Origin of the sequence: Plantibacter sp. MPB07, from assembly GCF_046619465.1 — a bacterium.
GTDB classification, from domain to species: domain Bacteria; phylum Actinomycetota; class Actinomycetes; order Actinomycetales; family Microbacteriaceae; genus Plantibacter; species Plantibacter auratus.
Map to the genome: position 1 here is coordinate 2,036,490 of NZ_CP177043.1, position 20,977 is coordinate 2,057,466.

At 69.5% G+C, this 20,977-nt stretch carries 21 protein-coding genes; 9 read left to right on the forward strand and 12 right to left on the reverse strand.

The genetic code is table 11. The annotated features are described in order from the left end of the window. Positions 1-75: 75 nt before the first annotated feature. Together tmk and topA are read right to left on the reverse strand one after the other, a co-directional pair. Entirely contained in the window at positions 76-711 is a 636-nt protein-coding gene (gene tmk / locus ACLIME_RS09425; RefSeq protein WP_411556741.1) for a dTMP kinase, read from the reverse strand. Continuing rightward, complete coding sequence (gene topA, locus ACLIME_RS09430; RefSeq protein ID WP_138947189.1) at positions 708-3,563, reverse strand: type I DNA topoisomerase; 2,856 nt, start codon at positions 3,561-3,563, stop codon at positions 708-710. The genes tmk and topA overlap by 4 nt, the downstream gene beginning before the upstream one ends. A gap of 161 nt (positions 3,564-3,724) precedes the next feature. Here topA and ACLIME_RS09435 point away from each other — a divergent pair, with 161 nt between their 5' ends. Further along, positions 3,725-3,970 (forward strand): hypothetical protein, encoded by a 246-nt coding sequence (locus ACLIME_RS09435; RefSeq protein ID WP_064294660.1) that lies wholly within the window; start codon positions 3,725-3,727, stop codon positions 3,968-3,970. A 19-nt stretch (positions 3,971-3,989) separates the two neighbouring features. Here ACLIME_RS09435 and ACLIME_RS09440 read toward each other — a convergent pair whose 3' ends face one another. From ACLIME_RS09440 to ACLIME_RS09450, 3 genes are read right to left on the reverse strand one after another with little or no spacing between them, the layout of a single operon-like run. Next, complete coding sequence (locus ACLIME_RS09440) at positions 3,990-4,412, reverse strand: Rv3654c family TadE-like protein (protein ID WP_159879645.1); 423 nt, start codon at positions 4,410-4,412, stop codon at positions 3,990-3,992. After that, positions 4,409-4,762, reverse strand: coding sequence for a TadE family type IV pilus minor pilin (locus ACLIME_RS09445; protein WP_411556742.1), 354 nt, complete (start codon positions 4,760-4,762; stop codon positions 4,409-4,411). The genes ACLIME_RS09440 and ACLIME_RS09445 overlap by 4 nt, the downstream gene beginning before the upstream one ends. Before the next feature lie 3 nt (positions 4,763-4,765). After that, the gene (locus ACLIME_RS09450) at positions 4,766-4,978 is read right to left on the reverse strand and encodes a DUF4244 domain-containing protein (protein ID WP_121293956.1); all 213 of its coding nucleotides are present in this window, start codon (positions 4,976-4,978) and stop codon (positions 4,766-4,768) included. A 175-nt stretch (positions 4,979-5,153) separates the two neighbouring features. Between ACLIME_RS09450 and ACLIME_RS09455 the strand changes: the two genes are divergently transcribed. After that, a complete protein-coding gene (locus ACLIME_RS09455) occupies positions 5,154-5,504 on the forward strand; it encodes a PadR family transcriptional regulator (RefSeq protein WP_079706884.1) in 351 nt (116 codons plus the stop codon). Then, the gene (locus ACLIME_RS09460; RefSeq protein WP_411556743.1) at positions 5,501-6,064 is read left to right on the forward strand and encodes a hypothetical protein; all 564 of its coding nucleotides are present in this window, start codon (positions 5,501-5,503) and stop codon (positions 6,062-6,064) included. The genes ACLIME_RS09455 and ACLIME_RS09460 overlap by 4 nt, the downstream gene beginning before the upstream one ends. A gap of 46 nt (positions 6,065-6,110) precedes the next feature. Here the strand turns inward: ACLIME_RS09460 and ACLIME_RS09465 are convergent, their stop codons facing one another. From ACLIME_RS09465 to ACLIME_RS09475, 3 genes are all read right to left on the reverse strand, one after another. Then, complete coding sequence (locus ACLIME_RS09465; RefSeq protein ID WP_411556744.1) at positions 6,111-7,175, reverse strand: type II secretion system F family protein; 1,065 nt, start codon at positions 7,173-7,175, stop codon at positions 6,111-6,113. Next, entirely contained in the window at positions 7,172-8,206 is a 1,035-nt protein-coding gene (locus tag ACLIME_RS09470; protein ID WP_411556745.1) for a TadA family conjugal transfer-associated ATPase, read from the reverse strand. Before ACLIME_RS09470 ends, ACLIME_RS09465 begins: the two co-directional genes overlap by 4 nt. 111 nt (positions 8,207-8,317) lie before the next feature. Next, entirely contained in the window at positions 8,318-9,397 is a 1,080-nt protein-coding gene (locus ACLIME_RS09475) for a LacI family DNA-binding transcriptional regulator (RefSeq protein ID WP_411556746.1), read from the reverse strand. Between the two features lie 152 nt (positions 9,398-9,549). Here ACLIME_RS09475 and ACLIME_RS09480 point away from each other — a divergent pair, with 152 nt between their 5' ends. From ACLIME_RS09480 to ACLIME_RS09490, 3 genes are read left to right on the forward strand one after another with little or no spacing between them, the layout of a single operon-like run. Further along, on the forward strand, positions 9,550-10,497 hold the full coding sequence (locus ACLIME_RS09480) for a nucleoside hydrolase (RefSeq protein WP_411556747.1): 948 nt from the start codon (positions 9,550-9,552) through the stop codon (positions 10,495-10,497). After that, a complete protein-coding gene (locus ACLIME_RS09485; RefSeq protein WP_411556748.1) occupies positions 10,494-11,930 on the forward strand; it encodes an MFS transporter in 1,437 nt (478 codons plus the stop codon). Before ACLIME_RS09480 ends, ACLIME_RS09485 begins: the two co-directional genes overlap by 4 nt. Before the next feature lie 10 nt (positions 11,931-11,940). Further along, positions 11,941-12,864: a ribokinase gene (locus tag ACLIME_RS09490; RefSeq protein WP_411556749.1), complete on the forward strand. Its 924-nt coding sequence runs from the start codon at positions 11,941-11,943 to the stop codon at positions 12,862-12,864. 43 nt (positions 12,865-12,907) lie between these two features. On the opposite strand, the gene ACLIME_RS09495 is transcribed toward ACLIME_RS09490, so the two are convergent. Both ACLIME_RS09495 and ACLIME_RS09500 read right to left on the reverse strand, forming a co-directional pair. After that, the gene (locus tag ACLIME_RS09495) at positions 12,908-13,705 is read right to left on the reverse strand and encodes a hypothetical protein (RefSeq protein WP_079706880.1); all 798 of its coding nucleotides are present in this window, start codon (positions 13,703-13,705) and stop codon (positions 12,908-12,910) included. Then, complete coding sequence (locus tag ACLIME_RS09500; RefSeq protein WP_411556750.1) at positions 13,702-14,346, reverse strand: SatD family protein; 645 nt, start codon at positions 14,344-14,346, stop codon at positions 13,702-13,704. Before ACLIME_RS09500 ends, ACLIME_RS09495 begins: the two co-directional genes overlap by 4 nt. Before the next feature lie 411 nt (positions 14,347-14,757). On the opposite strand from ACLIME_RS09500, the gene acs reads away from it, so the two are divergent. Beyond that, complete coding sequence (gene acs, locus ACLIME_RS09505; RefSeq protein ID WP_159879661.1) at positions 14,758-16,749, forward strand: acetate--CoA ligase; 1,992 nt, start codon at positions 14,758-14,760, stop codon at positions 16,747-16,749. A gap of 170 nt (positions 16,750-16,919) precedes the next feature. Further along, entirely contained in the window at positions 16,920-17,750 is an 831-nt protein-coding gene (locus ACLIME_RS09510) for an endonuclease domain-containing protein (RefSeq protein ID WP_411556751.1), read from the forward strand. Positions 17,751-17,833: 83 nt separating this feature from the next. Here ACLIME_RS09510 and ACLIME_RS09515 read toward each other — a convergent pair whose 3' ends face one another. Continuing rightward, the gene (locus tag ACLIME_RS09515; protein WP_079706877.1) at positions 17,834-18,304 is read right to left on the reverse strand and encodes a RidA family protein; all 471 of its coding nucleotides are present in this window, start codon (positions 18,302-18,304) and stop codon (positions 17,834-17,836) included. A gap of 23 nt (positions 18,305-18,327) precedes the next feature. Continuing rightward, entirely contained in the window at positions 18,328-18,483 is a 156-nt protein-coding gene (locus ACLIME_RS09520; RefSeq protein WP_162852301.1) for a hypothetical protein, read from the reverse strand. Between the two features lie 108 nt (positions 18,484-18,591). Between ACLIME_RS09520 and ACLIME_RS09525 the strand changes: the two genes are divergently transcribed. Further along, complete coding sequence (locus ACLIME_RS09525) at positions 18,592-20,943, forward strand: transglycosylase domain-containing protein (RefSeq protein ID WP_411556752.1); 2,352 nt, start codon at positions 18,592-18,594, stop codon at positions 20,941-20,943. Positions 20,944-20,977 lie beyond the last annotated feature (34 nt).

A 20,977-nucleotide genomic window follows, 5' to 3' on the forward strand; every position in this document is an offset into this window, starting at 1 on the left:
GGACCGGGAGGATGTGCCCTTCGACAGGCTCAGGGACCGGAAGGGTGTGGGCTCAGGGAACGGGAGAGTGTGCGCTCAGAGGAGCGGCGCGATGCGGGCCCGGATGTCGGCGGCCAGTTGCTCGGGTGGGAGCGCGGCGTCGACGACGAGGAACCGCTCGGGTTCCGCGGCCGCGAGGGCGAGGAACGACTCCCGCACCCGGGTGTGGAAGTCCTGCGCCTCGGCCTCGAGCCGGTCGAACCGCTTGTTGGCGTTGTCGAGACGACCACGGGCGACCGCGACGTCCAGGTCGAGGAGGACGGTGACGTCGGGCAGGAGGTCCTCGGCGGCCCAGAGCGAGATGCTGCGGATCTGCTCGGCGTCGAGCACGCGTCCGCTGCCCTGATAGGCGACCGACGAGTCGAGGTACCTGTCCTGGAGGACGACCTCGCCCCTCGCGAGGGCCGGTCGCACCACGGTGGCGATGTGGTGAGCACGGTCCGCTGCGTAGAGCAGGGCCTCGGCACGCGGGCTGATGTCGCCTCGGTGATGCAACACGATCTCGCGGATCTCGACACCGAGCTCACTGCCGCCCGGCTCACGGGTTCGGACGACCGTCCGCCCCTGCTGCTCGAACCAGTCACTCAGGAGTCGAGCCTGCGTCGACTTCCCGACACCGTCGCCGCCCTCGAGGGTGATGAACGGGCCCCGAGGGCGTCCTCCCTCGCTCACGTGACGGCGTCGGCCTTCGCCGCAGCCGCCTTGTTCGCAGCGCGGGTCGCGGCAGCCTTCTTCGCCGCTTCCGAACGGGCGGTCGACGTGGCCGTCGCGGACTTCGTGGCCGCTGTCTTGGCGGTCCCCGTCTTCGCGGCGGCGGTCTTCTTGGCCGGAGCCTTCTTCGCGGGTGCCTTCTTCGCGGGAGCCTTGCGACCGGCCTTCGGCTTCGCCGGGCCCTTCGCACGCTTGTCCGCCAGGAGCTGGACCGCTCGCTCGAAGTCGACGTCCTCGACCTCCTCGCCACGAGGGATCGTCGCGTTGGTCACGCCGTCCGTCACGTAGGCGCCGAAACGGCCGTCCTTGATCTTGATCGGCTTCCCGCTCTCGGGGTCGGCCTCGAACTCCTTGAGGGCGCTCGACGCCTTCCGGGCTCCGTACTTGGGCTGTGCGAACAGCTCGACGGCACCGGCGAGGTCGACCGCGAAGATGTCGTCCTCGGAGGTGAGCGACCGGGTGTCGGTGCCCTTCTTCAGGTACGGACCGTAGCGACCGTTCTGCGCGAGGATCTCTTCGCCGGACTCAGGATCGGCACCGACGACGCGCGGCAGGTCGAGGAGCTTGAGCGCGGTCTCGAGGTCGATGGTCGCGAGGTCCATCGACTTGAAGAGCGACGCGGTGCGGGGCTTCTCGGCCGCCGCCTTCTTCTTGGCGGGGGCCTTCTTCTTGGCACCCGCAGCAGGCTCGGTCACCTCGCCGGTCGCCGTGTCGACGGAGAGCTCCGCCTCGGGCTCCGGGTCGACCTCGGTGATGTACGGGCCGAAGCGTCCGTCCTTCGCGACGATCTCCTTGCCGGTCGTCGGGTTCACGCCGATGACGCGATCGCCGACGACGGGTGCGTCGATGAGCTCGTGCGCCTTCGCGGGCGTCAGCTCGTCGGGCGCGAGGTCCTCGGGCAGGTTGACCCGACGCGGCGTCGGGGCTTCCTCTCCTTCGGCCGGCGGCGGACCGTCGGGCGTGACCTCGAGGTACGGGCCGTACTTGCCGATGCGGAGCGTGACCCCGTCGTCGATGACGATCGAGTTGATGCGGCGGGCGTCGATGTCGCCGAGGTTGTCGATGACCTGACGCAGGCCGCGACCCGAATCGTCGCCGAAGTAGAAGCCCTTGAGCCAGTCGACGCGGTCGACCGAGCCGCCGGCGATCCGGTCGAGGTCGTTCTCCATCTCAGCGGTGAAGTCGTACTCGACGAGTTCCTCGAAGTACTCCTCCAGGAGACGGACGACGCTGAACGCCACCCAGCTCGGGATGAGCGCCTGGCCGCGCTGCGTCACGTAGCCGCGATCGATGATCGTGGAGATGATCGATGCGAACGTGGACGGTCGGCCGATGCCGAGCTCCTCGAGCCGCTTCACCAGGCTGGCTTCGGTGTAGCGCGGCGGCGGCGAGGTCTCGTGCCCCTTCGCCTCCGGGTCCTCGATGCCGAGCTGCTGGCCTTCGGTGAGCGGCGGCAACTTCGCCTCGGACGCGTCGTCCTGGGAGTTGCGGTCCTCGTCCTGGCCCTCTTCGTAGGCGGCGAGGAAGCCGCGGAAGGTGATGACGGTGCCGGAAGCGGTGAACTCGGCGCGGCCCACGTCGGTCTTCGACTCGAGCGTGATCGTCGCCGTGGAGCCCTTCGCGTCGGCCATCTGGCTTGCGACGGTGCGCTTCCAGATCAGGTCGTACAGCTTGAAGTCGTTGCCGCGGAGCGTCGACGCGAGCGAGGACGGCGTGCGGAAGGTGTCGCCCGAGGGACGGATCGCCTCGTGCGCCTCCTGCGCGTTCTTGCTCTTGCCGCTGTACAGGCGCGGCTTGTCGGGCACCGTCTCGGCACCGTAGAGGGCGGCAGCCTGCTTCCGCGCCGCGTCGATCGCCTGCTTGCTCAGCGACGGCGAGTCGGTACGCATGTACGTGATGTAACCGTTCTCGTACAGCGACTGCGCGACACTCATCGTCTGGCGAGCGGAGAACCGGAGCTTGCGCCCGGCCTCCTGCTGGAGCGTGGAGGTCGTGAAGGGCGCCGCCGGCCGGCGGGAGTACGGCTTGGACTCGACGGAGAGGACGGTCGCCTTCGACTGCTCGAGTGCTGCGGCGAGCGCCGTGGCCCGCTGCTCGTCGAGCGGGACGGCACTGCCCTTGAGCTGTCCGAGGTCGTCGAAGTCGCGGCCGGTGGCGACGCGGTCGCCGTCGAGCCGGACGAGACGTGCGGTGAAGGGCGCTCCGGTGGCGTCGGCTTCGGGGAGGAAACGGGCGATGACGTCCCAGTAGGAGGCGGCGCGGAAGGCGAGGCGCTCGCGCTCCCGGTCGACGACGAGTCGGGTGGCGGCGGACTGCACGCGTCCGGCGCTCAGCCCGGGGCCGACCTTGCGCCAGAGCACGGGCGAGATCTCGTACCCGTAGAGACGGTCGAGGATCCGGCGTGTCTCCTGGGCGTCGACGAGGTCGGTGTCGAGGGGCCGCGTCTTGTCCTTCGCGGCGAGGATGGCGTCCTTGGTGATCTCGTGGAAGACCATGCGGCTGACGGGGACCTTGGGCTGCAGGACCTGCAGGAGGTGCCACGCGATGGCCTCGCCTTCGCGGTCCTCATCAGTCGCGAGGAGGAGTTCGTCGGCGTTCTTGAGTGCGCGCTTGAGGTCCGCGACGGTCTTCTTCTTCGCGTCGGAGACGACGTAGTAGGGCTCGAAGCCATTGTCGACGTCGACCGAGAACTTGCCGAGCGAGCCCTTCTTGAGCTCGGCGGGAAGGTTCTTCGGCTCGATGAGGTCGCGGATGTGACCGACCGAGGACAGCACCTCGTAGTCGTCACCGAGATATCCGGCGATCGACTTCATCTTGGTCGGTGACTCTACGATCACGAGTTTCTTGCCTGCCACGAGGCTCCTTCCATCAGGCACACCATACACACGTGCACAGCAGGCTTGTCCAATCGTGGGGCGGCCACGCGCGTGTCCATCCCCTTGCGTTCTGCGGCGTTCGGAGCAGAATGTCTGCCATGAGTACCCAGACGAGTTACACCGTGAAGTTGACCGACGGTCCACTGGAGGGCAAGACGATCAGCGCCCGACTCAGCGACCACGGATCCCCGACGCCCACCGTCGACGTGCCGAGCGGCACCGCCGGGAAGGTCTACCGGTACGCCCGGACGACCGGCGAGGAGTACGACGACTCCGGCGCCCCGAGCGCCGTCGATTACCGCTTCCTGGAGGCGGTCTTCACGACCGACTCCGGTCAGGGCTGACCGATCGCACCGCTACCTCTTAATAGGTGGCGGTCGCGGGCACCCCGACGACTGCGCCGGACGCCTCCGGAGGAGGTCCGGCTCTCGCGGCGACCGTGATGGCACCGAAGGCCGTGTCGACAGTGGCGTCGACGAGGACGGTGACGCCCTCCACACTGCAGGTGCCGAGCGACGCCGCATTGCGCGCCGCGACCATGCGAGCAGTTTCGCAGGGGAAGCCTGGGAGACGACCGGACGCGGTGTCGGCTGCCGCCAACGCGGCTGCGTCGGCCGCGTTGGCCGCTCGCTGATGAGCGGCGAACAACGTCACGACGGGCAGCGTCGCCAGGAGGACGGCGACCAGCGCCCCGAGGATGCCTGCCGCCAGAACCGACCCGGCTCCGGTCTCGTCGCGCAGGTCTCGCGCCGCGCGGAGGACCAGGTGGCGCCACCTCACGCTCATCGGCCGCCACCCATTGCGCACGAGGATGCCGACACCGGGACGATGCCGGCCAGGCCTGATCCGCCCACCGCGTCGACGCGCACGCAGACGAGGTCCCCCTCCATGCCACTCGTCATGGTGGCCCCCGGGAGGACGCGCGCGACCCGGCCCGCCGCGGTCCCTGCGTCGTCACCTCGCCCCAGACTCCGGGCGGCGTCTGCAGCCGCGTCGGTCGCGCGGAGCTGGGTCAACCCGACCTGCACCGCGGAGAGCCCCATGGCCAGCACGAGGACGACGGCCGGGACGACGACCGCGAACTCCGCCGTCACCGCGCCGTCCTCCGAACGCCATGCCGACACCTGCAACCGCACGGCTCAACCGTTCGCTGTCAGGGCTCGTCGGATGAGGTCGGTGAGGATGCCCCGCACCTCGTCTCCGCGGAGGATGGCGACGAGGAGCCCGGCGAACCCGACGGCCGCCATCGTGGCCACCGCGTACTCCGCCGTGGCGGACCCCCGTTCGTCCTGCAGGACGCGCCGGACCTCGCGCGTGACACGCTGCTCGACTCGACGACCGATCGTGATCATGATGTTCCTTCCCCGCACCGGAGTGCTGCGCTCGTGGCACGAACACCTCCATGTTCGGCGACCGCGTCCAACGACGCGCGGGCGGATCCGACGTCGGCGACGGGCCGGGTCGACAGGCCGGTTGTGGAGCGAACTCGCCTTGCACCGAACCGCTATTCATGCTTGAGTAATAGTCATGGATGAACAGCTGGCGGCGCGCGACTCGCAACTCCTCCGAGGCGTGTTGCCGATGCTCATCCTGTCCACCGTGCACCGCGGCGAGACCTACGGATACGAGCTCGTCGAGCGGCTCCGAGCACTCGGCCTGGCCGATCTGGCGACCGGGGTCGTCTACCCGGTCCTCAGCCGGTTCGAACGCGACGGACTGGTGACCGCGCGTCGGGTCGCTTCCTCGGGCGGACCAGCACGGAAGTACTACGCGATCACCGAACGAGGAGACGCGGCGAGGCTCGACGCCATCGCCCGCTGGAGGGCGATGACCGACATCGCCGAACGAGGAATCGACCCTGAAGGAGCATCAGCATGATCGACCAGAAGCACCCCACCCCGGACGACCTGCTCGCCGAGCGCGCTGCACGCGGACTGAGCGTCGCGGACCGCTGGCGACGCGACTCGTACCTGCAGCGCCTCGACTGGCACCTCGAGGCCGTGGTCACGGGGCGGGAACGCCGTTCGATCATCCGTTCACTCCGGGACGAGCTCTCGGTCGATCAGCGACCGATGACGATCGCCGTGGCCGACCTCGGCTCACCACGCGCTCTGGCCGCCCGCTACGCCGACGACCCGGCCCGCTTGCGACCGACCTGGTCGATCGGGGTCATCTGGGGCGGTGTCGCGATCCTCGCCTACTGGTTCTCGTTCGCCCTGTTCACCCTCGGGATGCTCTCGGTGGTCGAGCAGTCGACACTCGATGAAGCGCACGCACGGTTCTTCTTCGTCGACGTGCTCGCCTTCGCCAACGAAGACGGCATCGGCGTCGGCTGGTCCGGCGACGTCGCGTGGATCCTCGTGCCGATCGTGATCATCGCCGTCGCCGTGCTCGTCGGCGCACGCTGCTGGCGCGCACTGCCACGCTCGCGCGACTGAAGCAGCAACGCCACTGCAGCAAGGCGGGTCTGCGGCGAACAGTTCGTCAGAAGCCGAGCGTCGTCGACGTGACGACGCTGAGGAGGAGCGGAGCCACACCGACGAGGAGGAAGGCCGGCAGGATGCAGACCCCGAGCGGGATCATGAGGCGGGTCGCGAGGATCGCGGCTGCCCGCTCACCGTCGGACCGCGCCTGATCACGCTGCTGCTCCGCCTCGCTGCGCAGCAGCTCACCGGCGGGGATGCCCGCCCTGGCCGACAGGGCGAGGACGCTCGTGATCGTGGCACCGTCGTAGGGGACGGCGAACCGCTCGCACGCCTCCTCGACGATCGACCGGGCCGCCGGCGCCGCTCCCCCACCCGCCATCGCCACCGCGACGAGGTCGAGCGACAACCCCGGTGCCGGGTCGCGCCTGGCCGCCCGTGCACTGAGCGCCGAACTCCAGCGCGCACCGACGACGAGGAACGCCACGCCCGCCGCGAGACAGCAGAGCCCAGGAGGCGTCGCGAAGAGCGTCCGCAGTGTGTCGAAGCCGAGGGCCATCCCGAGGAGGACGGCGACGAGCGGCAACCAGAGCACCAGCCTCGCCGTCGCGGACGGTCCGGCGAGCGCTGTGCCGACGTCGCGACCGATGCGGTCCAACTCGCGCAGCGACCCGGCGAGGTCCCGCAGACAGACACCGAGTGGTGCGCCGCTGATCGCAGCGACCTGCCAAGCGGCTGCCAGGCCCGCCCAGGCTGTGCGCGCGCCAGCACCCGTCTCCTGATCAGCGATGGCGGCGATCGCCGCCGGCAGGTCGCCGCCGTGCGTTGCAGCATCGGCCACCGCTGACAGCACCGCCGCGTCGGCCCGATGATCGCTCGTCGGGCCGGCTTCGTCGTCCGGTTCATCCGTCGCGAGGCCGACGGACCCCGCCGCTGATCGCGTTCGCGCATCGGCGTCCGCTTCCAGGGCCAGATGCCTCCAAGCGCTGCCAGGTGCGACGCCGGCACCCAGCAGCACGGCCAGACGACGGGTGGTGCGCGCCACGCGTGCCGGGCCGTCGTCATCGGGTTGGGCCGCACCGGGAAGCGCGGCGAGCACCCGCCGTAGGACCCGTAGCCAGGTCACGGTAACTCCTCGACGGAGAGGCGATCGTGTTCGTCGATCAGGAGGCGGCCGACCGCGACCACCTGCCGGCCGACCGGGAGCCGTGCCAGGTGCACGATGAGTCCGATCGCGCTCGTCGCCTGACGGGCGACGGCCTCCTGACTCATGCCGGCGAGCGCACCGAGCGCCTCCAAACGGGCGGGCACGTCGGTCACGGAGTTCGCATGGAGGGTGCCGGCACCACCGTCGTGCCCGGTGTTGAGCGCCGACAGCAGCTCGCGCACCTCGGGCCCCCGGCACTCGCCGAGGACGAGCCGGTCGGGACGCATGCGGAGGGCCTCGCGCAGGAGGCGTTCGAGGTCGATGCCGCCGGCCCCCTCCAGGTTGGCCTGGCGCGACTGGAGGGCGACGACATGCGGGTGGAGGATCCGCAACTCCGCGACGTCCTCGATCACGACGAGCCGCTCGACGGGCGAGGCGAGGCCCAGCAGGGCGCCGAGGAGCGTCGTCTTCCCGGAGCCACCCGCACCGGTGATGAGGATGTTCGTCCGAGCGGCGACGGCCTCGCGCAGCAGCTCGGCGACCGCCGCCGGGAACATCCCGGCGGCCTGCAGCGCATCGAACCCCAGCGCCTCGTCCCGCGGCACCCGGATGGACAGCAGCGTCCCCCGGGTCGACACCGGAGGGAGGACCACGTGGACCCGCACGCCGTCCTGCAGACGCACGTCGACGCACGGGGTCGCCTCGTCGACGTGCCGCCCGCCCCTCGCCACCAGGCGCACCGCGAGCGCTCGGATGGTCGCCTCATCGGAGCGCCACCCCACCTCGCGGACGAGCCCGGCACCGTGGTCGAGCCAGAGGCCGGACGAACCGTTGACGAAGAGGTCGGTGACCCCCGGATCGGCGAGGTAGGGAGCAAGAGCCCCGAGGTCGGCGAGCGCCGTGACCCCGCGCGACTCGGCTGCACCAGCGGGTTCGGCGTCGACCGTCGCTTCCGGAGAATCAGGAGAGGCGGCATCGGGTGGGACGGAGACGACGAAGCGATCGGACATGCGGCGAGCGTAGAAGCCCTGCGTCGAACCCCGAGGCGCGGAGGCGCGGACCTCGCAAGCTCACGCGACCGGCCTCGCTTGTGGAGCGTCGTCGGCGAACCTCAGTGCGCCTCAGCGACCGATCGTCGAGGCGCGGATGACGAGGTCCGCAGCGATCACCGGGGCGGGTGCCACCGTCCGGCCCTCGATCCGGGCGAGGAGTTGCTCGGCGCCCGCGCGACCGAGCGCCTCGCCGGGCAATCGCACGCTCGTCAACGGCGGGTCGCTCACCACCGACGACGCCAGGTCGTCGAACCCGACCACCGCGAGCTCCCCCGGCACCGGCATGCCCATCGCCCGCGCCGACTGCAGCACCCCGTACGCATGCGTGTCGGTCGCGCAGACCAGCGCGGTCACCCCGGCGTCGCGCCACCGCGGCCAGCTGTCGACGAACGCCGCGGCCGCCGCTTCGAGGTCGATGATGCTCTCCGCGCGATCGTCGGCGTGCACCCGCATCCCGCGCAAGGCAGCCTCGCGCTCGAGCAGCAGCCGACGCAGGAGGAACGTGTCCGTCGCCGTCCGCCCACCGAGGTACCCGAGCTGCCGGTGACCCAGGACGTGGAGGTGGTCGAGAAGTGCTCGGACACCGCCGAGGAGGTCGAAGTCGACGGAGACGGCGCGTCGGTCGGTGACGACGGCACCGGACGCGGCCCCCGCCGTCGTCGTCGGGAGGCGGGGTGCGTCGAGCAACACGAGCGCGGTGTCGAGCCGGAGCTCGTCCAGGAAGGCCTCGCTCGGCGCGTCGACCACGACCCCGGCCGGTCGGAGGGCCGCGAGTCGGCCGAGCGCCGCTGCCGTGGGCACGTCGCCCTCCCCGGTCACCGACACGAGCAGCTGGTACGCGTCGCCGAGGCCGGCCCGGAGCCCGCGGATCACCGCACCGAAGTAGGGGTTCGACGCGTCCGGCGTCACGAAGACGACCAGGTTGCTGGACCCGCTCGCGAGCGCCCGCGCGGCGTGGTCGGCGACGTAGCCGAGCTCCGCGATCGCCTGGCGCACCCGCTCGGCGTTCTGTGCCGACACGTGCCCGGCATCCTTGCCGTTGGCGACGAGCGACACGGTCGCGACAGACGTCCCGGCCCGCTCCGCCACCATCGCCGCCGTCACGCGACGGGCGGCGCGTGGCTGGGGATCGTTCGGTTCGAGGGGCACCCGTCGATCGTATCGGGGCCGCGGAACCCTGGGCCGAACGACCCGGTTTGGCGAACCTAAAGCGCTTGACGTAGGCTGCTCCCGGCGGACCTGAAGCGCTTTACGTGCGGCGTTGCCCGCTTCCCCCAGCACCCCCAACGATGTGGAGAACCATGCCCCGCAAGATCATCCTCGACTGCGACCCAGGCCACGACGACGCCATCGCGATCCTCCTGGCACACGGCAACCCCGAGATCGAGCTGCTCGCCGTCACGACCGTCGTCGGCAACCAGACGCTCCCGAAGGTCACCCGGAACGCCCTCGCCGTCGCCCGCATCGCCGGGATCACCGACGTGCCGTTCGCCGCCGGGGCCGACCGCCCACTCGTGCGCCCGCTCGAGAACGCGCCGGACATCCACGGCGAATCCGGTATGGACGGCCCCGTCCTCCCCGAACCGGCGATCGGCCTCGACGACCGGCACGCCATCGACCTCATCATCGACCTCGTCATGTCGCACGAGCCGGGCGAGATCACCCTCGTCCCGACCGGCGGCCTGACGAACATCGCCCTCGCAGCCCGCAAGGAGCCGCGCATCGTGGAGCGCGTCAAGGAGGTCGTCCTCATGGGCGGCGGGTACCACGTCGGCAACTGGTCGGCGGTGGCCGAGTTCAACATCAAGATCGACCCGGAGGCCGCGCACATCGTCTTCAACGAGAGCTGGCCCGTCGTCATGGTCGGCCTCGACCTCACGCACCAGGCCCTCGCCACCCCGGAGGTCGTCGAGCGGATCGCCGCGATCGGCACCGGCCCGGCGCGCTTCGTCGAGGAGCTGCTCGAGTTCTTCGGCACCACCTACAAGGACGCGCAGGGCTTCGACAGCCCGCCCGTGCACGACCCGTGCGCGGTCGCCTACGTGATCGACCCGACGATCGTGCGGACCGTCAAGGTGCCGATCGACATCGAACTCACGGGCACGCTCACCCTCGGCATGACGGTCGCCGACTTCCGCAGCCCGGCTCCGGACGACTGCAGCACCTGGGCCGCGACCGAGCTCGACCACGCACGCTTCTGGGGTCTCGTCACCGACGCCCTCGAGAACATGGGGGAGATCGAGCTGTGAGCGACCTCCTGAACTCCACGAAGCCCGCCGTCCGCATCGGCGCCCTCATGACGGCGTTGCTCGCCGCGTGCGTCGCGTTCCAGTTGAACGCCAGCATGCTGAGCCCCGCGCTCGTCAGCATGGCGCGCGAACTGCAGACCGACGACGCCACCATCGGCCTCTCGCAGACGATGTTCTTCACCACCGCCGCACTGTTCTCCGTCTTCCTCCCCCGCCTCAGCGACATCATCGGCCGGAAGCGTGTCCTGACCGGGATGCTCGTCATCATGCTCGTCGGCACCGTCGTCTCAGCCCTCGCCGTGAACGTCGAGATGCTGTTCGTCGGCCGCATCATCCAGGGCGTGTCCGGGCCGGTCGTGCCCATCACCCTGCTCATGCTGCGCGCCGAGGTCACCGACCCGAAGCGGTACGGCGCCATGATGGGCCTCATCACCGCGGTCAACGGCGGCATCGCCGGGATCGACGCCCTCGCCGGCGGCTGGCTCGTCACGAACCACGGCTTCCGGTCCGTCTTCTGGACCATGGCCGTCATCGCAGCCGTCGCGATCGTCTTCGTCGTCCTGTGGGCCGCGAACTCGCAGCCCTCGAAGGGCACGAGGATGGACTGGTGGGGCGTGCTCCCGCTCGTCGTGTCGATCGCCGCCCTGCTCACCGCGTTCAACGAGGCCGGCAAGCTCGCAGCGGCGAACTGGCTGCTCGTCGGCGGGTTCATCGTCCTCGCCCTCGTCGCGTTCGCGATCTTCTGGACCGTCGAGAACCGCGTCGCCGAACCGCTGGTCGCCACGAAGTACCTCCGCCAGCGCAGCACCTGGGCGCTCCTGCTCACGACGCTGCTCACGATGACCGGTGTCTTCGCCGTCGCCAACGGCCTCGTCACCTCGATCGCCCAGAACGCCGACGCGGGCTTCAACATGGAGGCCGACCTCGCCTCCCTCGCGTTCCTGACGCCGTACGCCCTCATCGGCTGGCTCGTCGGCCCGTTCGCCGGTCGTCTCGCGCCCACGCTCGGCTACCTGAACGTGCTCCGCATCGGCCTCATCGGCAGCATCGTCTCGATCGTCATCATGGCGCTCGTCGGCGTGCACTCGCTCCCCGTGCTCATCGCGACGACCGTCCTCATCGGTGCGACCTACGCGGGCATCGGCAACATCATGCTCAACGGGCTGGGCATCGTCCTGTCGCCGAAGGAGAACCCGGGCTTCCTGCCCGGACTGAACGCGGGCGCCTTCAACCTGGGCGCCGGCCTCAGCTTCGTCGTCCTCCCCGCCGTCCAGATCGCCGTCGCACCCGCCGGAGGCACGTCGACGGCCGGGTACACGAGTGCCATGCTGGTCGGCGCGGGCATCACCGCGGTCGCCCTGCTGGTGTCGTTCCTCATCCCGAAGCCCGCGGGCGCCGAGGTCCGTCCGGCCGAGACCGCCTCGGCAGCCTAGGAAGGTCACCATGCAGAGTCCACGCATCGTCGTCGTCGGGTCCTTGAACGCGGACCTCGTCGTCCGCACGGCACGCTTCCCGCAGCCCGGGGAGACGCTCACGGGATCCGAACTCGCCGTCATCCCCGGCGGCAAGGGCGCCAACCAGGCGGTCGCCGCGGGAAGACTGGGCGGCGACGTCACCATGGTCGGCGCGGTCGGCGACGACGCACACGGGTCCCTCCTGCTCGAGTCGCTGTCGAGCTCCGGGGTCGACGTCACCCGGATCGCCCGACGTGACGACGTCGCGACGGGCACCGCGGTCATCACCGTCGACGACGCCGGGGAGAACACGATCATCGTGTCGCCCGGGGCGAACGGCACCCTCACGCCGGATCTGATCGGCGAGGCGTGGACGGCGCTCGACGGTGCCGGCGTCGTCTGCCTGTGCCTCGAGGTGCCGATCGACACCGTGCTCGAGACGGCCCGGCGGGGCGCTGCGGCCGGCGCGCTCGTGCTCCTCAACCTCTCCCCCTACGGTCCGGTGCCGGAGGAGCTCCTCCAGGCGACCGGTGTCCTCCTCGTGAACGAGCACGAGGCGGCCGACCTCGCTGGGGTCGACCCGGAGGAGGCCGGGTGGGAGGCGACCGCCACGGCACTGCGCAGCCACGGCATCCGACGAGCCGTCGTCACGACCGGGGCCGCGGGCAGTGTCGTGATCGACGGCGAGGCCGACCCGACGTCGGTTCCGTCGCCGACGGTGGACGCCGTCGACACCACCGGCTGCGGCGACGCGTTCATGGGCGCCCTCGCGCTGCGACTCGCTGCCGGCGACGAGCTCGTCGACGCGGCTCGATTCGCCTCGACCGTCGGCAGCTACGCGGCGACCGGGGCCGGCGCCCAGGCGTCGTACCCCGATCAGGAGCAGCTCGCGGCGTTCCTCGAGCAGCGATGAGACACGGGGTCCCGCGTGAACCGACGCGGGACCCCGTGGCGCCTCACCCGGCCGCGATCACCCAGAGGTAGAGCACCGCAGCAGCGGCGATCGCCCAGCTCGTGAAGCTGCCGACGAGGAACTCCTCCGCCTTGCCGCCGACCCCGCGATCCTCGGATATCTCCGGGAAGCGCACGATGCCCTTGGCCGCGACGAGGGCGGCGATCACCATGCCGGTGCCGCTCAGCGCGAGGACGACGATGAAGACCCGTTCGAGCGGGCCGATGAGGCGCCCACCGAGCAGCTGCGTCGTCGGACGCAGCGGCGTGCCGCCCTGCTCGACGCTCCCCAACTCTCGACCGCGGATCCTGACCGTCCAGGCGGAGGCGGGCGTCACGGTCGGTTGCGGCTCATCGTCCTCACGGGCGCGGCGCAGCGACGCCCGCACGATGAGGTTGCTGCTCCGCATGAGGAAGACGAGCGTCGACCCGCCTGCGACGGCGAGGGGAAGGGGCACCTCCTGCAGCACGCCGAGGTGGAAGCCCGCGTAGACCTGTGCAGCGGGGCTGTCGGCCGTCCCTCCCGCCCCGAACACGAGTGTGGCGGCGACGACGAGGAGACCGAGCAGCAGCACGGGCCAGAGTCCGCGCGGTCGCGAGGTGTCCGAGGACGGCATGGTCACCATCCACCCGAGGGCGACGAGGCCGGTCAGTGTCGGCCACCACCAGTCGAGCCCGAGCCCCAACACGGCGAACAGCCAGACCGCCATCAGCCCGATGGCCGGCGACCAGCGCGGGCCACGGATCAGTCCACGACAGATGTCGGCGACCCCGATCATGAGCAGCAGGACGGCCGTGATCATCGAATCGGCGCTCCGGCGAGCAAGTCGAGGGCCGAGACGAGCGCGGCACCGCCCGATCGTTGCAGGTTCTGCGACACCGCGGACTGCGAGATGCCGACCTCGGCCGCCATCGACTCCTGCGATCGGCCGAGGAGCGCACCCGCGGCGAGCTGTCGCTGTCGGGGGTTCCGCATCTGATCGATCGTGTGGTCGCGCAGGGTGAGGAGTGCGTTCACGATGGCGTCTCCGTCCTGGGGCGATTCGCCCTCGAACCACGATCGCAGGTACGGCTGACGTTTGTCCTCCCGCCGATGCGCCTCGTCGATGGCGGCTCGGGCCCGCCACCAGGCGGAACCGTCCTGGATGATGGCGTCCTGGCCGGCGTCGATGTCCGTGACCTCGCCCCAGCCGAGGCCGAACCGGCAGTCGACCTCCGCAGGGAACAGGAGTCGCGCGAGGGTGGTGGCCCGCAGTGCGGTCGCGACGTCCGCGTACACGACCTGGAACTCGTCGCCGACCGTGGGACGCAGCGGCTGCTCGGCGGGCCAGGTGGCCTCCACCTGGAGGAAGACGTCCTGGATCGCACGCTGAGCGCGGGTGCGATCGTCGAGACGGCGGGAACCGACGATGTCGACGACGACGGCCAGGAGGAGATCGGTCATCCCAGAAGCATAGAGCTGATAGTGGCAGGACTATAAGCAATATTCGAATACTCACCAGCGGCCGCCTGCGGCCGACAATGGATACAGAAGAAGGCGGCACCCATTGGGGGGAATGGGTGCCGCCTCTACAGTGCTGGATTGGGGGGAATCGCTGGCACTGCATGCACGAATGTGTATTCGGCCGGGTCCAAGTGTACGCCAGTGAACGGGGAACACAAGCACTCAGACGACCCCAGATCGAGTGGTTTCCCTACCATGCCCAGATCATTCACAGACTGGGCCCGTGAATTTGTTCGGATGAGTGACAAACCCGCAACCGAGAACGCGCTACGCTCGTGCATGGCACGGACTCGACCCGCCTCGGCAGGTCGAGTCAGGAACGCGGATTCGCAAGGGAGCGAGACACACACGATGAGCACTCAGATCGACAGCCTGCTGCACGAAGACCGACGATTCCCACCGTCGGAGGAGTTCGCCGCGCAGGCGATCGCCAGCGCCGAGCTCTACGAGCGGGCGTCGAGTGACCGGCTCGCCTTCTGGGCCGAGCAGTCCCGCGAACTGCTCACGTGGAGCAAGCCGTTCACGAAGACCCTCGACTGGTCGAACCCACCCTTCGCGACCTGGTTCGACGACGGCGAGCTGAACGTCGCCTACAACTGCCTCGACCGGCACGTCGAAGCCGGCAATGGCGACCGCGTCGCACTCCACTGGGAGGGCGAGCCCGGCGACACCCGCACGATCACCTACGCCGAGCTCACGGCCGAGGTCAAGCGCGCGGCCAACCTGTTCACCAGCCTCGGCGTCGAAGCCGGCGACCGGGTCGCCATCTACCTGCCGATGATCCCGGAGGCGATCGTCTCGATGCTCGCCGTCGCGCGCATCGGCGCGGTCCACTCGGTCGTCTTCGGCGGGTTCAGCGCGGACAGCCTGCGCTCCCGCATCGACGACGCGGAGGCCAAGCTCGTCATCACCGCCGACGGCGGCTACCGCAAGGGCAAGGTCTCCGCACTCAAGCCCGCTGTCGACGCGGCGCTCGCGAGCCGCGGCGAGCTGCCCGAGCAGGCGACCGTTGACCATGTGCTCGTCGTCCGTCGCGGCGAGAACGAGGTCGACTGGACGGCCGGACGCGACCTCTGGTGGCACGAGGCCATCGCCGACGCCGAACCCGAGCACGACGCGCAGCCGTTCCCCGCCGAGCAGCCGCTCTTCATCCTCTACACCTCCGGCACCACCGGGAAGCCGAAGGGCATCCTGCACACCTCGGGTGGCTACCTGACGCAGACGGCGTTCACCCACAAGAACGTCTTCGACCTGCACCCCGAGACCGACGTGTACTGGTGCACGGCCGACATCGGTTGGATCACCGGTCACAGCTACGTCACGTACGGACCCCTCGCGAACGGCGCGACGCAGGTGCTCTACGAGGGCACGCCGGACGCCCCGCACCCGGGACGCTGGTGGGAGATCATCGAGAAGTACGGCGTGAGCATCTTCTACACGGCTCCGACGGCGATCCGCTCCTTCATGAAGCTCGGGCGGAAGATCCCGAAGCAGTTCGACCTGTCGTCACTCCGCCTGCTCGGCTCGGTGGGTGAGCCCATCAACCCCGAGGCGTGGATGTGGTACCGCAAGATCATCGGCAACAAGCTCGCGCCGATCGTCGACACCTGGTGGCAGACGGAGACCGGGGCGATCATGGTGTCGGCCCTTCCCGGTGTCACGTCGACGAAGCCCGGTAGCGCGCAGGTCCCGATCCCGGGCATCGCCATCGACGTCGTCGACGACGCCGGTGACGCGGTCGGCGCCGGCGGCGGCGGACTCCTCGTCGTGACCGAGCCCTGGCCGTCGATGCTCCGCGGCATCTGGGGCGACCCCGAGCGGTTCAAGGAGACCTACTGGGAGAAGTTCTGGGACGTCGAGGGCGGCCCGTTCTACTTCGCCGGCGACGGCGCCCGACTCGATTCGGACCGCGACGTCTGGCTGCTCGGCCGCGTCGACGACGTCATGAACGTCTCCGGGCACCGACTCTCGACCGCTGAGATCGAGTCGGCGCTCGTCGCCAACGAGATGGTGGCCGAGTCCGCCGTGGTCGGTGCGGCCGACGAGACCACCGGGCAGGCGGTCGTCGCCTTCGTCATCATCAAGGAGTCCCACCTCGAGCAGGCATCCGGACTCGCGGACATCACCGGGGCGCTCCGCAGCTGGGTCGGCGAACAGATCGGTCCGATCGCCCGCCCACGCGAGGTCTACCTCGTGAACGAACTGCCGAAGACGCGCTCCGGCAAGATCATGCGCCGTCTCCTGCGCGACGTGGCCGAGGGCCGCGAGGTGGGCGACACCACGACGCTCGCCGACACCACGGTCATGCAGATCATCACCGACAAGATGGTGAAGAGCACGTAGGTCCTCGCAGCTCCGCAGCAGGAGATCCGCTCCACAGCAGGAGAACGTAGTCACGTTGGTCCTGCTGCGGGGCGGATCTCCTGTGCTCCACAGGGCAGACTCGCGGGCACTTCATCCCCAGCACTCCTGAGTGGAGCATGTGGCCGCGCCCGGCCCGCGAAGCTGAGGTGATGGACCTCACCCCGTGGATCGACCGGCGCGACGGGATCGTGCATCGGCTCGACGCGCTCGATGCCGGAGCGACCAAGCACGGCATCGAACGAGCAAAGCAATCAGGCTCGGTCCGAGTTGTAAGACGTAACTGGCTCGTGACCGAGGCGTGTGATCCTCAACTCCTCTTCGCGGCGACGCGCGGAGGACGATTGACGTGTCTGACGATCGCCGGTCGTCGCGGCTGGTGGAACCTGGCTGACGGGTTCGTCCATCTCTCGGTCCCCTCGACGTCTGCGGCGACGACTGAAGCAGGGCTGCGGCTCCATTGGAGCGCGACACCCGCACCAGTGTCCACCCGCACACTGGTGCAGCCACCGGTGAATGCGCTCGTCCACATCGCCGAGTGCCAACCGTTCGAACGCGCGCTCGCGGTCTTCGAATCGGCTGTCCGCGTCGGCGATGCCGACCTCGACCGACTCAGACTCATGCCGATCCGTTCCCGACGGTTCAGAAGAGTGATCGACCGTGTCAGCCACCTCTCCGACTCAGGCATCGAGTCGATACCGCGCATCCGTCTCGCGCGGATCGGCATCCACATGAGCCAGCAGGTCGTGGTCGACGGTCACCGGGTCGACGGACTCATCGGCGAACGCCTCATCCTGCAGTTCGATGGACACGCCCCTCATCAGGATGCGTCGCAACGGAGCCGCGATCTCGCGCAGGATCGCCGTCTCGCGCTGTCCGGCCACACCGTCCTACGGTTCAGTTACCAGCAGGTCATGCACGAGTGGACACTCGTCGAGCGCGAGATCTCAGACGCGATCGCGCAAGGCAGGCATCAGTGGTGAACGCAGGAGATCCGCTCGGCAGCAGGATGAACGTGGCTACGTTCTCCTGCTGCGGAGCGGATCTCCTGTTGTGACGCCGCGCGCTATGCGAACTCGACGATGAGCTCCACCTCGACGGGCGAGTCGAGCGGGAGCACGGCGACGCCGACGGCAGAGCGGGCGTGCACGCCGAGGTCGCCGAAGATCTCGCCGAGGACCTCTGACGCACCGTTGATGACGCCGGGCTGGCCGGTGAACGCCGGGTCGGAGGCGACGAAGCCGACGACCTTCACGATGCGGGTGACGCGGTCGAGCGAACCGATCTGGCTCTCCACCGCGGCGAGCGCGTTGAGGGCGCACGTCCGGGCGTAGGTCTTGGCGTCCGCAGGCGAGACGAGTCCGTCGCCCTCACCCACCTTGCCGGTGGCGGGGAGCTTGCCGTCGGTCATGGGCAGCTGGCCCGAGGTGAAGACGTGCTCGCCGGAGACCACCGCGGGGATGTAGGCGGCGACGGGCGGGACGACGGTTGGCAGGGTGATACCGAGCTCGGCGAGTCGGTCGGCGATCTGGGACATGGGGGTTCCTCCGGGACGTCGGGTCAGTCGGCGATGGGGCGCTTGAGGTAGGCGACGAGCCCACCCTCCGGACCGGTGACGACCTGGACGAGCTCCCAACCCTCCCCGCCCCAGTTGTTCAGGATGGCAGCCGTGTTGTGGATCATCAGCGGCGTGGTGAGGTACTCCCAGCGGGTCATGTCTCTCCTCGATCGGGCGCTCCGCACGGAGAGGCGGAGGCGCAGGGGATCTTCATGGCGAGCCCCAAGTGAAGCTCGCTCACAGTTTCCCCGCTTACCTTCGATCCTATGCCTGAACCACGTACCCCCGCGAAGACGGTCGCGCAGAGCGTCCTCGGCTTCGTCGGCTTGAGCGTCGCCGCCGGTGTGCTCGCCACCGCCGCGGTCACCCCTGCCATCGCGATGACCGGTCTCGCCACCTCCACGGGCATCTCCGTCTTCGACGGCCTCCCCGACTACCTCCAGCTCGACTCGCTCGCCCAGAAGTCGAGCATCTACGCCAAGGACTCCGCCGGCAACCCGGTGCTCCTCGCCTCCTTCTACGACCAGAACCGCATCGAGGACAGCTGGGACCAGATCTCCCAGTTCGCGAAGGACGCCGCGGTCTCGGCCGAGGACCCCCGCTTCTTCGACCACGGTGGCATCGACCTCGCGGGCACCGTCCGAGCGGTCGTCAACAACGCCGCCGGCGGCTCGACGCAGGGTGGCTCCTCCATCACACAGCAGTACGTGAAGAACGTCCTGGTCCAGAAGGCCGAGGCGATCCCCGACAAGGCGGAGAGCGATGCGGCCTACGAGGAGGCGACCGCGACGACCCCTGAGCGCAAGCTCAAGGAGATGCGACTCGCGATCGGTCTCGAGAAGACCTACGGCAAGGAGGACATCCTCCGCGGGTACCTCAACATCTCCGGCTTCGGCGGACGCGTCTACGGGATCGAGGCGGCGTCCAACTACTACTTCAACACCACGGCGGCGAACCTCACGCTGGAGCAGGCGGCGACGCTGCTGGCGATCGTCAACAACCCCGAGAACCTCAGGATCGACAAGCCCGACAGCGCCGACAACGGCGCGGCCAACGGCTACGCCCTGACGAAGACGCGACGGGACTACGTCCTCGACCAGATGCTCAAGGAGCGGAAGATCTCCAAGGAGCAGCACGACACCGCCGTGGCGATCCCGATCACGCCGACGATCGTGCCTCCCGTCACCGGCTGTTCCGCGGCCGGGTCGTCCGCCTACTTCTGTGATTACGTGACGAACGTGCTGCAGAACAACGAGATCTTCGGCGCCACACAGGACGAACGGTGGACGAACTTCAAGCGCGGCGGGTACAGCGTCTTCACGACCCTCGACCTCGACCTCCAGAGCGCCTCGCAGGCGGCCATCGACGAATACGTCCCGAAGACGACCACTGAACTCGACCTCGGTGCCGTCTCGGTGAGCGTGCAGCCAGGGAGCGGGCGGATCCTCGCCATGGCCCAGAACAAGGACTACTCGCAGGATCCCGACGTCCTCGCGACGGGCTCCAACTACAGCGCCATCAACTACAACACCGATCAGGCGTACGGGGGCTCGGCCGGCTTCCAGCCCGGTTCGACGTACAAGATCTTCACGCTCACGGACTGGCTGAAGTCGGGCAAGGGCGTCAACGAGTCGATCAACGCGAACCGCAGATCCGACTGGGGCACCTTCACCAACAGTTGCGTCCCGGGTGGGACGGAGCAGGCGGAGGCCGGATGGAGTCCGCGGAACGACGAGGGCGAATCGGGGTCCTACACCGTGAGACGCGCCACGCAGCAGTCGATCAACACCGCGTTCATCGCGATGGCGCAGGAGCTCGACCTCTGCGACATCAGCAAGACCGCTGAGTCGATGGGCGTGCACCGTGCCGACGGCGCGCCCCTGAACAACTCCCCCGCGACCGTGCTCGGCACCAACGAGGTCGCTCCGCTGAGCATGGCGACCGCCTTCGCGACGCTCGCCGCCGGCGGCAAGACGTGCGACCCGATCGCGATCGACTCGATCACGAAGCCCGACGGTTCCACCGCCGAGGTCCCCTCGGCGAACTGCCGTCAATCCGTCGATGCGAAGGTGGCGGCCGCGGCCGACGACGTCCTCCAGGGCGTCGTCTCCAACGGCACCGCGTCCGCCTCGGGTGCCCGCACCGACGGCGTCGGTGAGCTGATCGGCAAGACCGGGACCACGGACGACGCCGAGGCGACCTGGATGAGCGGCGCGAGCACGACGGTCGCGACGGTCGTCGGCACCTTCAACGTCAGCGGACACGTCAACCTCCGCGACACCTACATCGGTGGCACCCAGGTGGCCTCCATGCGGCACTACATCTGGCCGGCGGTCATGTCGGCCGCGCTCGCCAAGTACCCGGGCGGTGACTTCCCCGAGGCGGATCGCGCCACGCTGCAGGGCGACGGTTCCGGCGGCAGCGGCGAGGACTCGACACCGACCCCGACGCCGACGGCCGACCCCACGCAGGCACCGAGCGAGGCGCCGACACCGGCTCCGGGTGACGGCGGGGACACCGATGGGACCGGCGAGGACGGCGGGCCTGCGGCGCCGGGGAACGGCAACGGGAACGGCGGCGGCGCCGGGAACGGGAACGGGAACGGCGCACCCGGATGATCGTCCGCGGCTGTCGGTCGAACGCAGACCGGCA

Excerpts from the sequence above, each read along its gene's own strand:
- ACLIME_RS09490 (WP_411556749.1), top strand. The coding sequence starts at position 11,941 with ATGCAGAGTCCACGCATCGTCGTCGTCGGGTCCTTGAACGCGGACCTC.
- ACLIME_RS09435 (WP_064294660.1), top strand. The coding sequence starts at position 3,725 with ATGAGTACCCAGACGAGTTACACCGTGAAGTTGACCGACGGTCCACTG.
- ACLIME_RS09495 (WP_079706880.1), bottom strand. The coding sequence starts at position 13,705 with ATGATCACGGCCGTCCTGCTGCTCATGATCGGGGTCGCCGACATCTGT.
- ACLIME_RS09440 (WP_159879645.1), bottom strand. The coding sequence starts at position 4,412 with ATGAGCGTGAGGTGGCGCCACCTGGTCCTCCGCGCGGCGCGAGACCTG.
- acs (WP_159879661.1), top strand. The coding sequence starts at position 14,758 with ATGAGCACTCAGATCGACAGCCTGCTGCACGAAGACCGACGATTCCCA.
- ACLIME_RS09455 (WP_079706884.1), top strand. The coding sequence starts at position 5,154 with ATGGATGAACAGCTGGCGGCGCGCGACTCGCAACTCCTCCGAGGCGTG.
- ACLIME_RS09515 (WP_079706877.1), bottom strand. The coding sequence starts at position 18,304 with ATGTCCCAGATCGCCGACCGACTCGCCGAGCTCGGTATCACCCTGCCA.
- ACLIME_RS09450 (WP_121293956.1), bottom strand. The coding sequence starts at position 4,978 with ATGATCACGATCGGTCGTCGAGTCGAGCAGCGTGTCACGCGCGAGGTC.
- ACLIME_RS09460 (WP_411556743.1), top strand. The coding sequence starts at position 5,501 with ATGATCGACCAGAAGCACCCCACCCCGGACGACCTGCTCGCCGAGCGC.
- ACLIME_RS09480 (WP_411556747.1), top strand. The coding sequence starts at position 9,550 with ATGCCCCGCAAGATCATCCTCGACTGCGACCCAGGCCACGACGACGCC.
- ACLIME_RS09470 (WP_411556745.1), bottom strand. The coding sequence starts at position 8,206 with ATGTCCGATCGCTTCGTCGTCTCCGTCCCACCCGATGCCGCCTCTCCT.
- ACLIME_RS09500 (WP_411556750.1), bottom strand. The coding sequence starts at position 14,346 with ATGACCGATCTCCTCCTGGCCGTCGTCGTCGACATCGTCGGTTCCCGC.
- ACLIME_RS09510 (WP_411556751.1), top strand. The coding sequence starts at position 16,920 with ATGGACCTCACCCCGTGGATCGACCGGCGCGACGGGATCGTGCATCGG.
- ACLIME_RS09520 (WP_162852301.1), bottom strand. The coding sequence starts at position 18,483 with ATGACCCGCTGGGAGTACCTCACCACGCCGCTGATGATCCACAACACG.
- ACLIME_RS09525 (WP_411556752.1), top strand. The coding sequence starts at position 18,592 with ATGCCTGAACCACGTACCCCCGCGAAGACGGTCGCGCAGAGCGTCCTC.
- topA (WP_138947189.1), bottom strand. The coding sequence starts at position 3,563 with ATGAAGTCGATCGCCGGATATCTCGGTGACGACTACGAGGTGCTGTCC.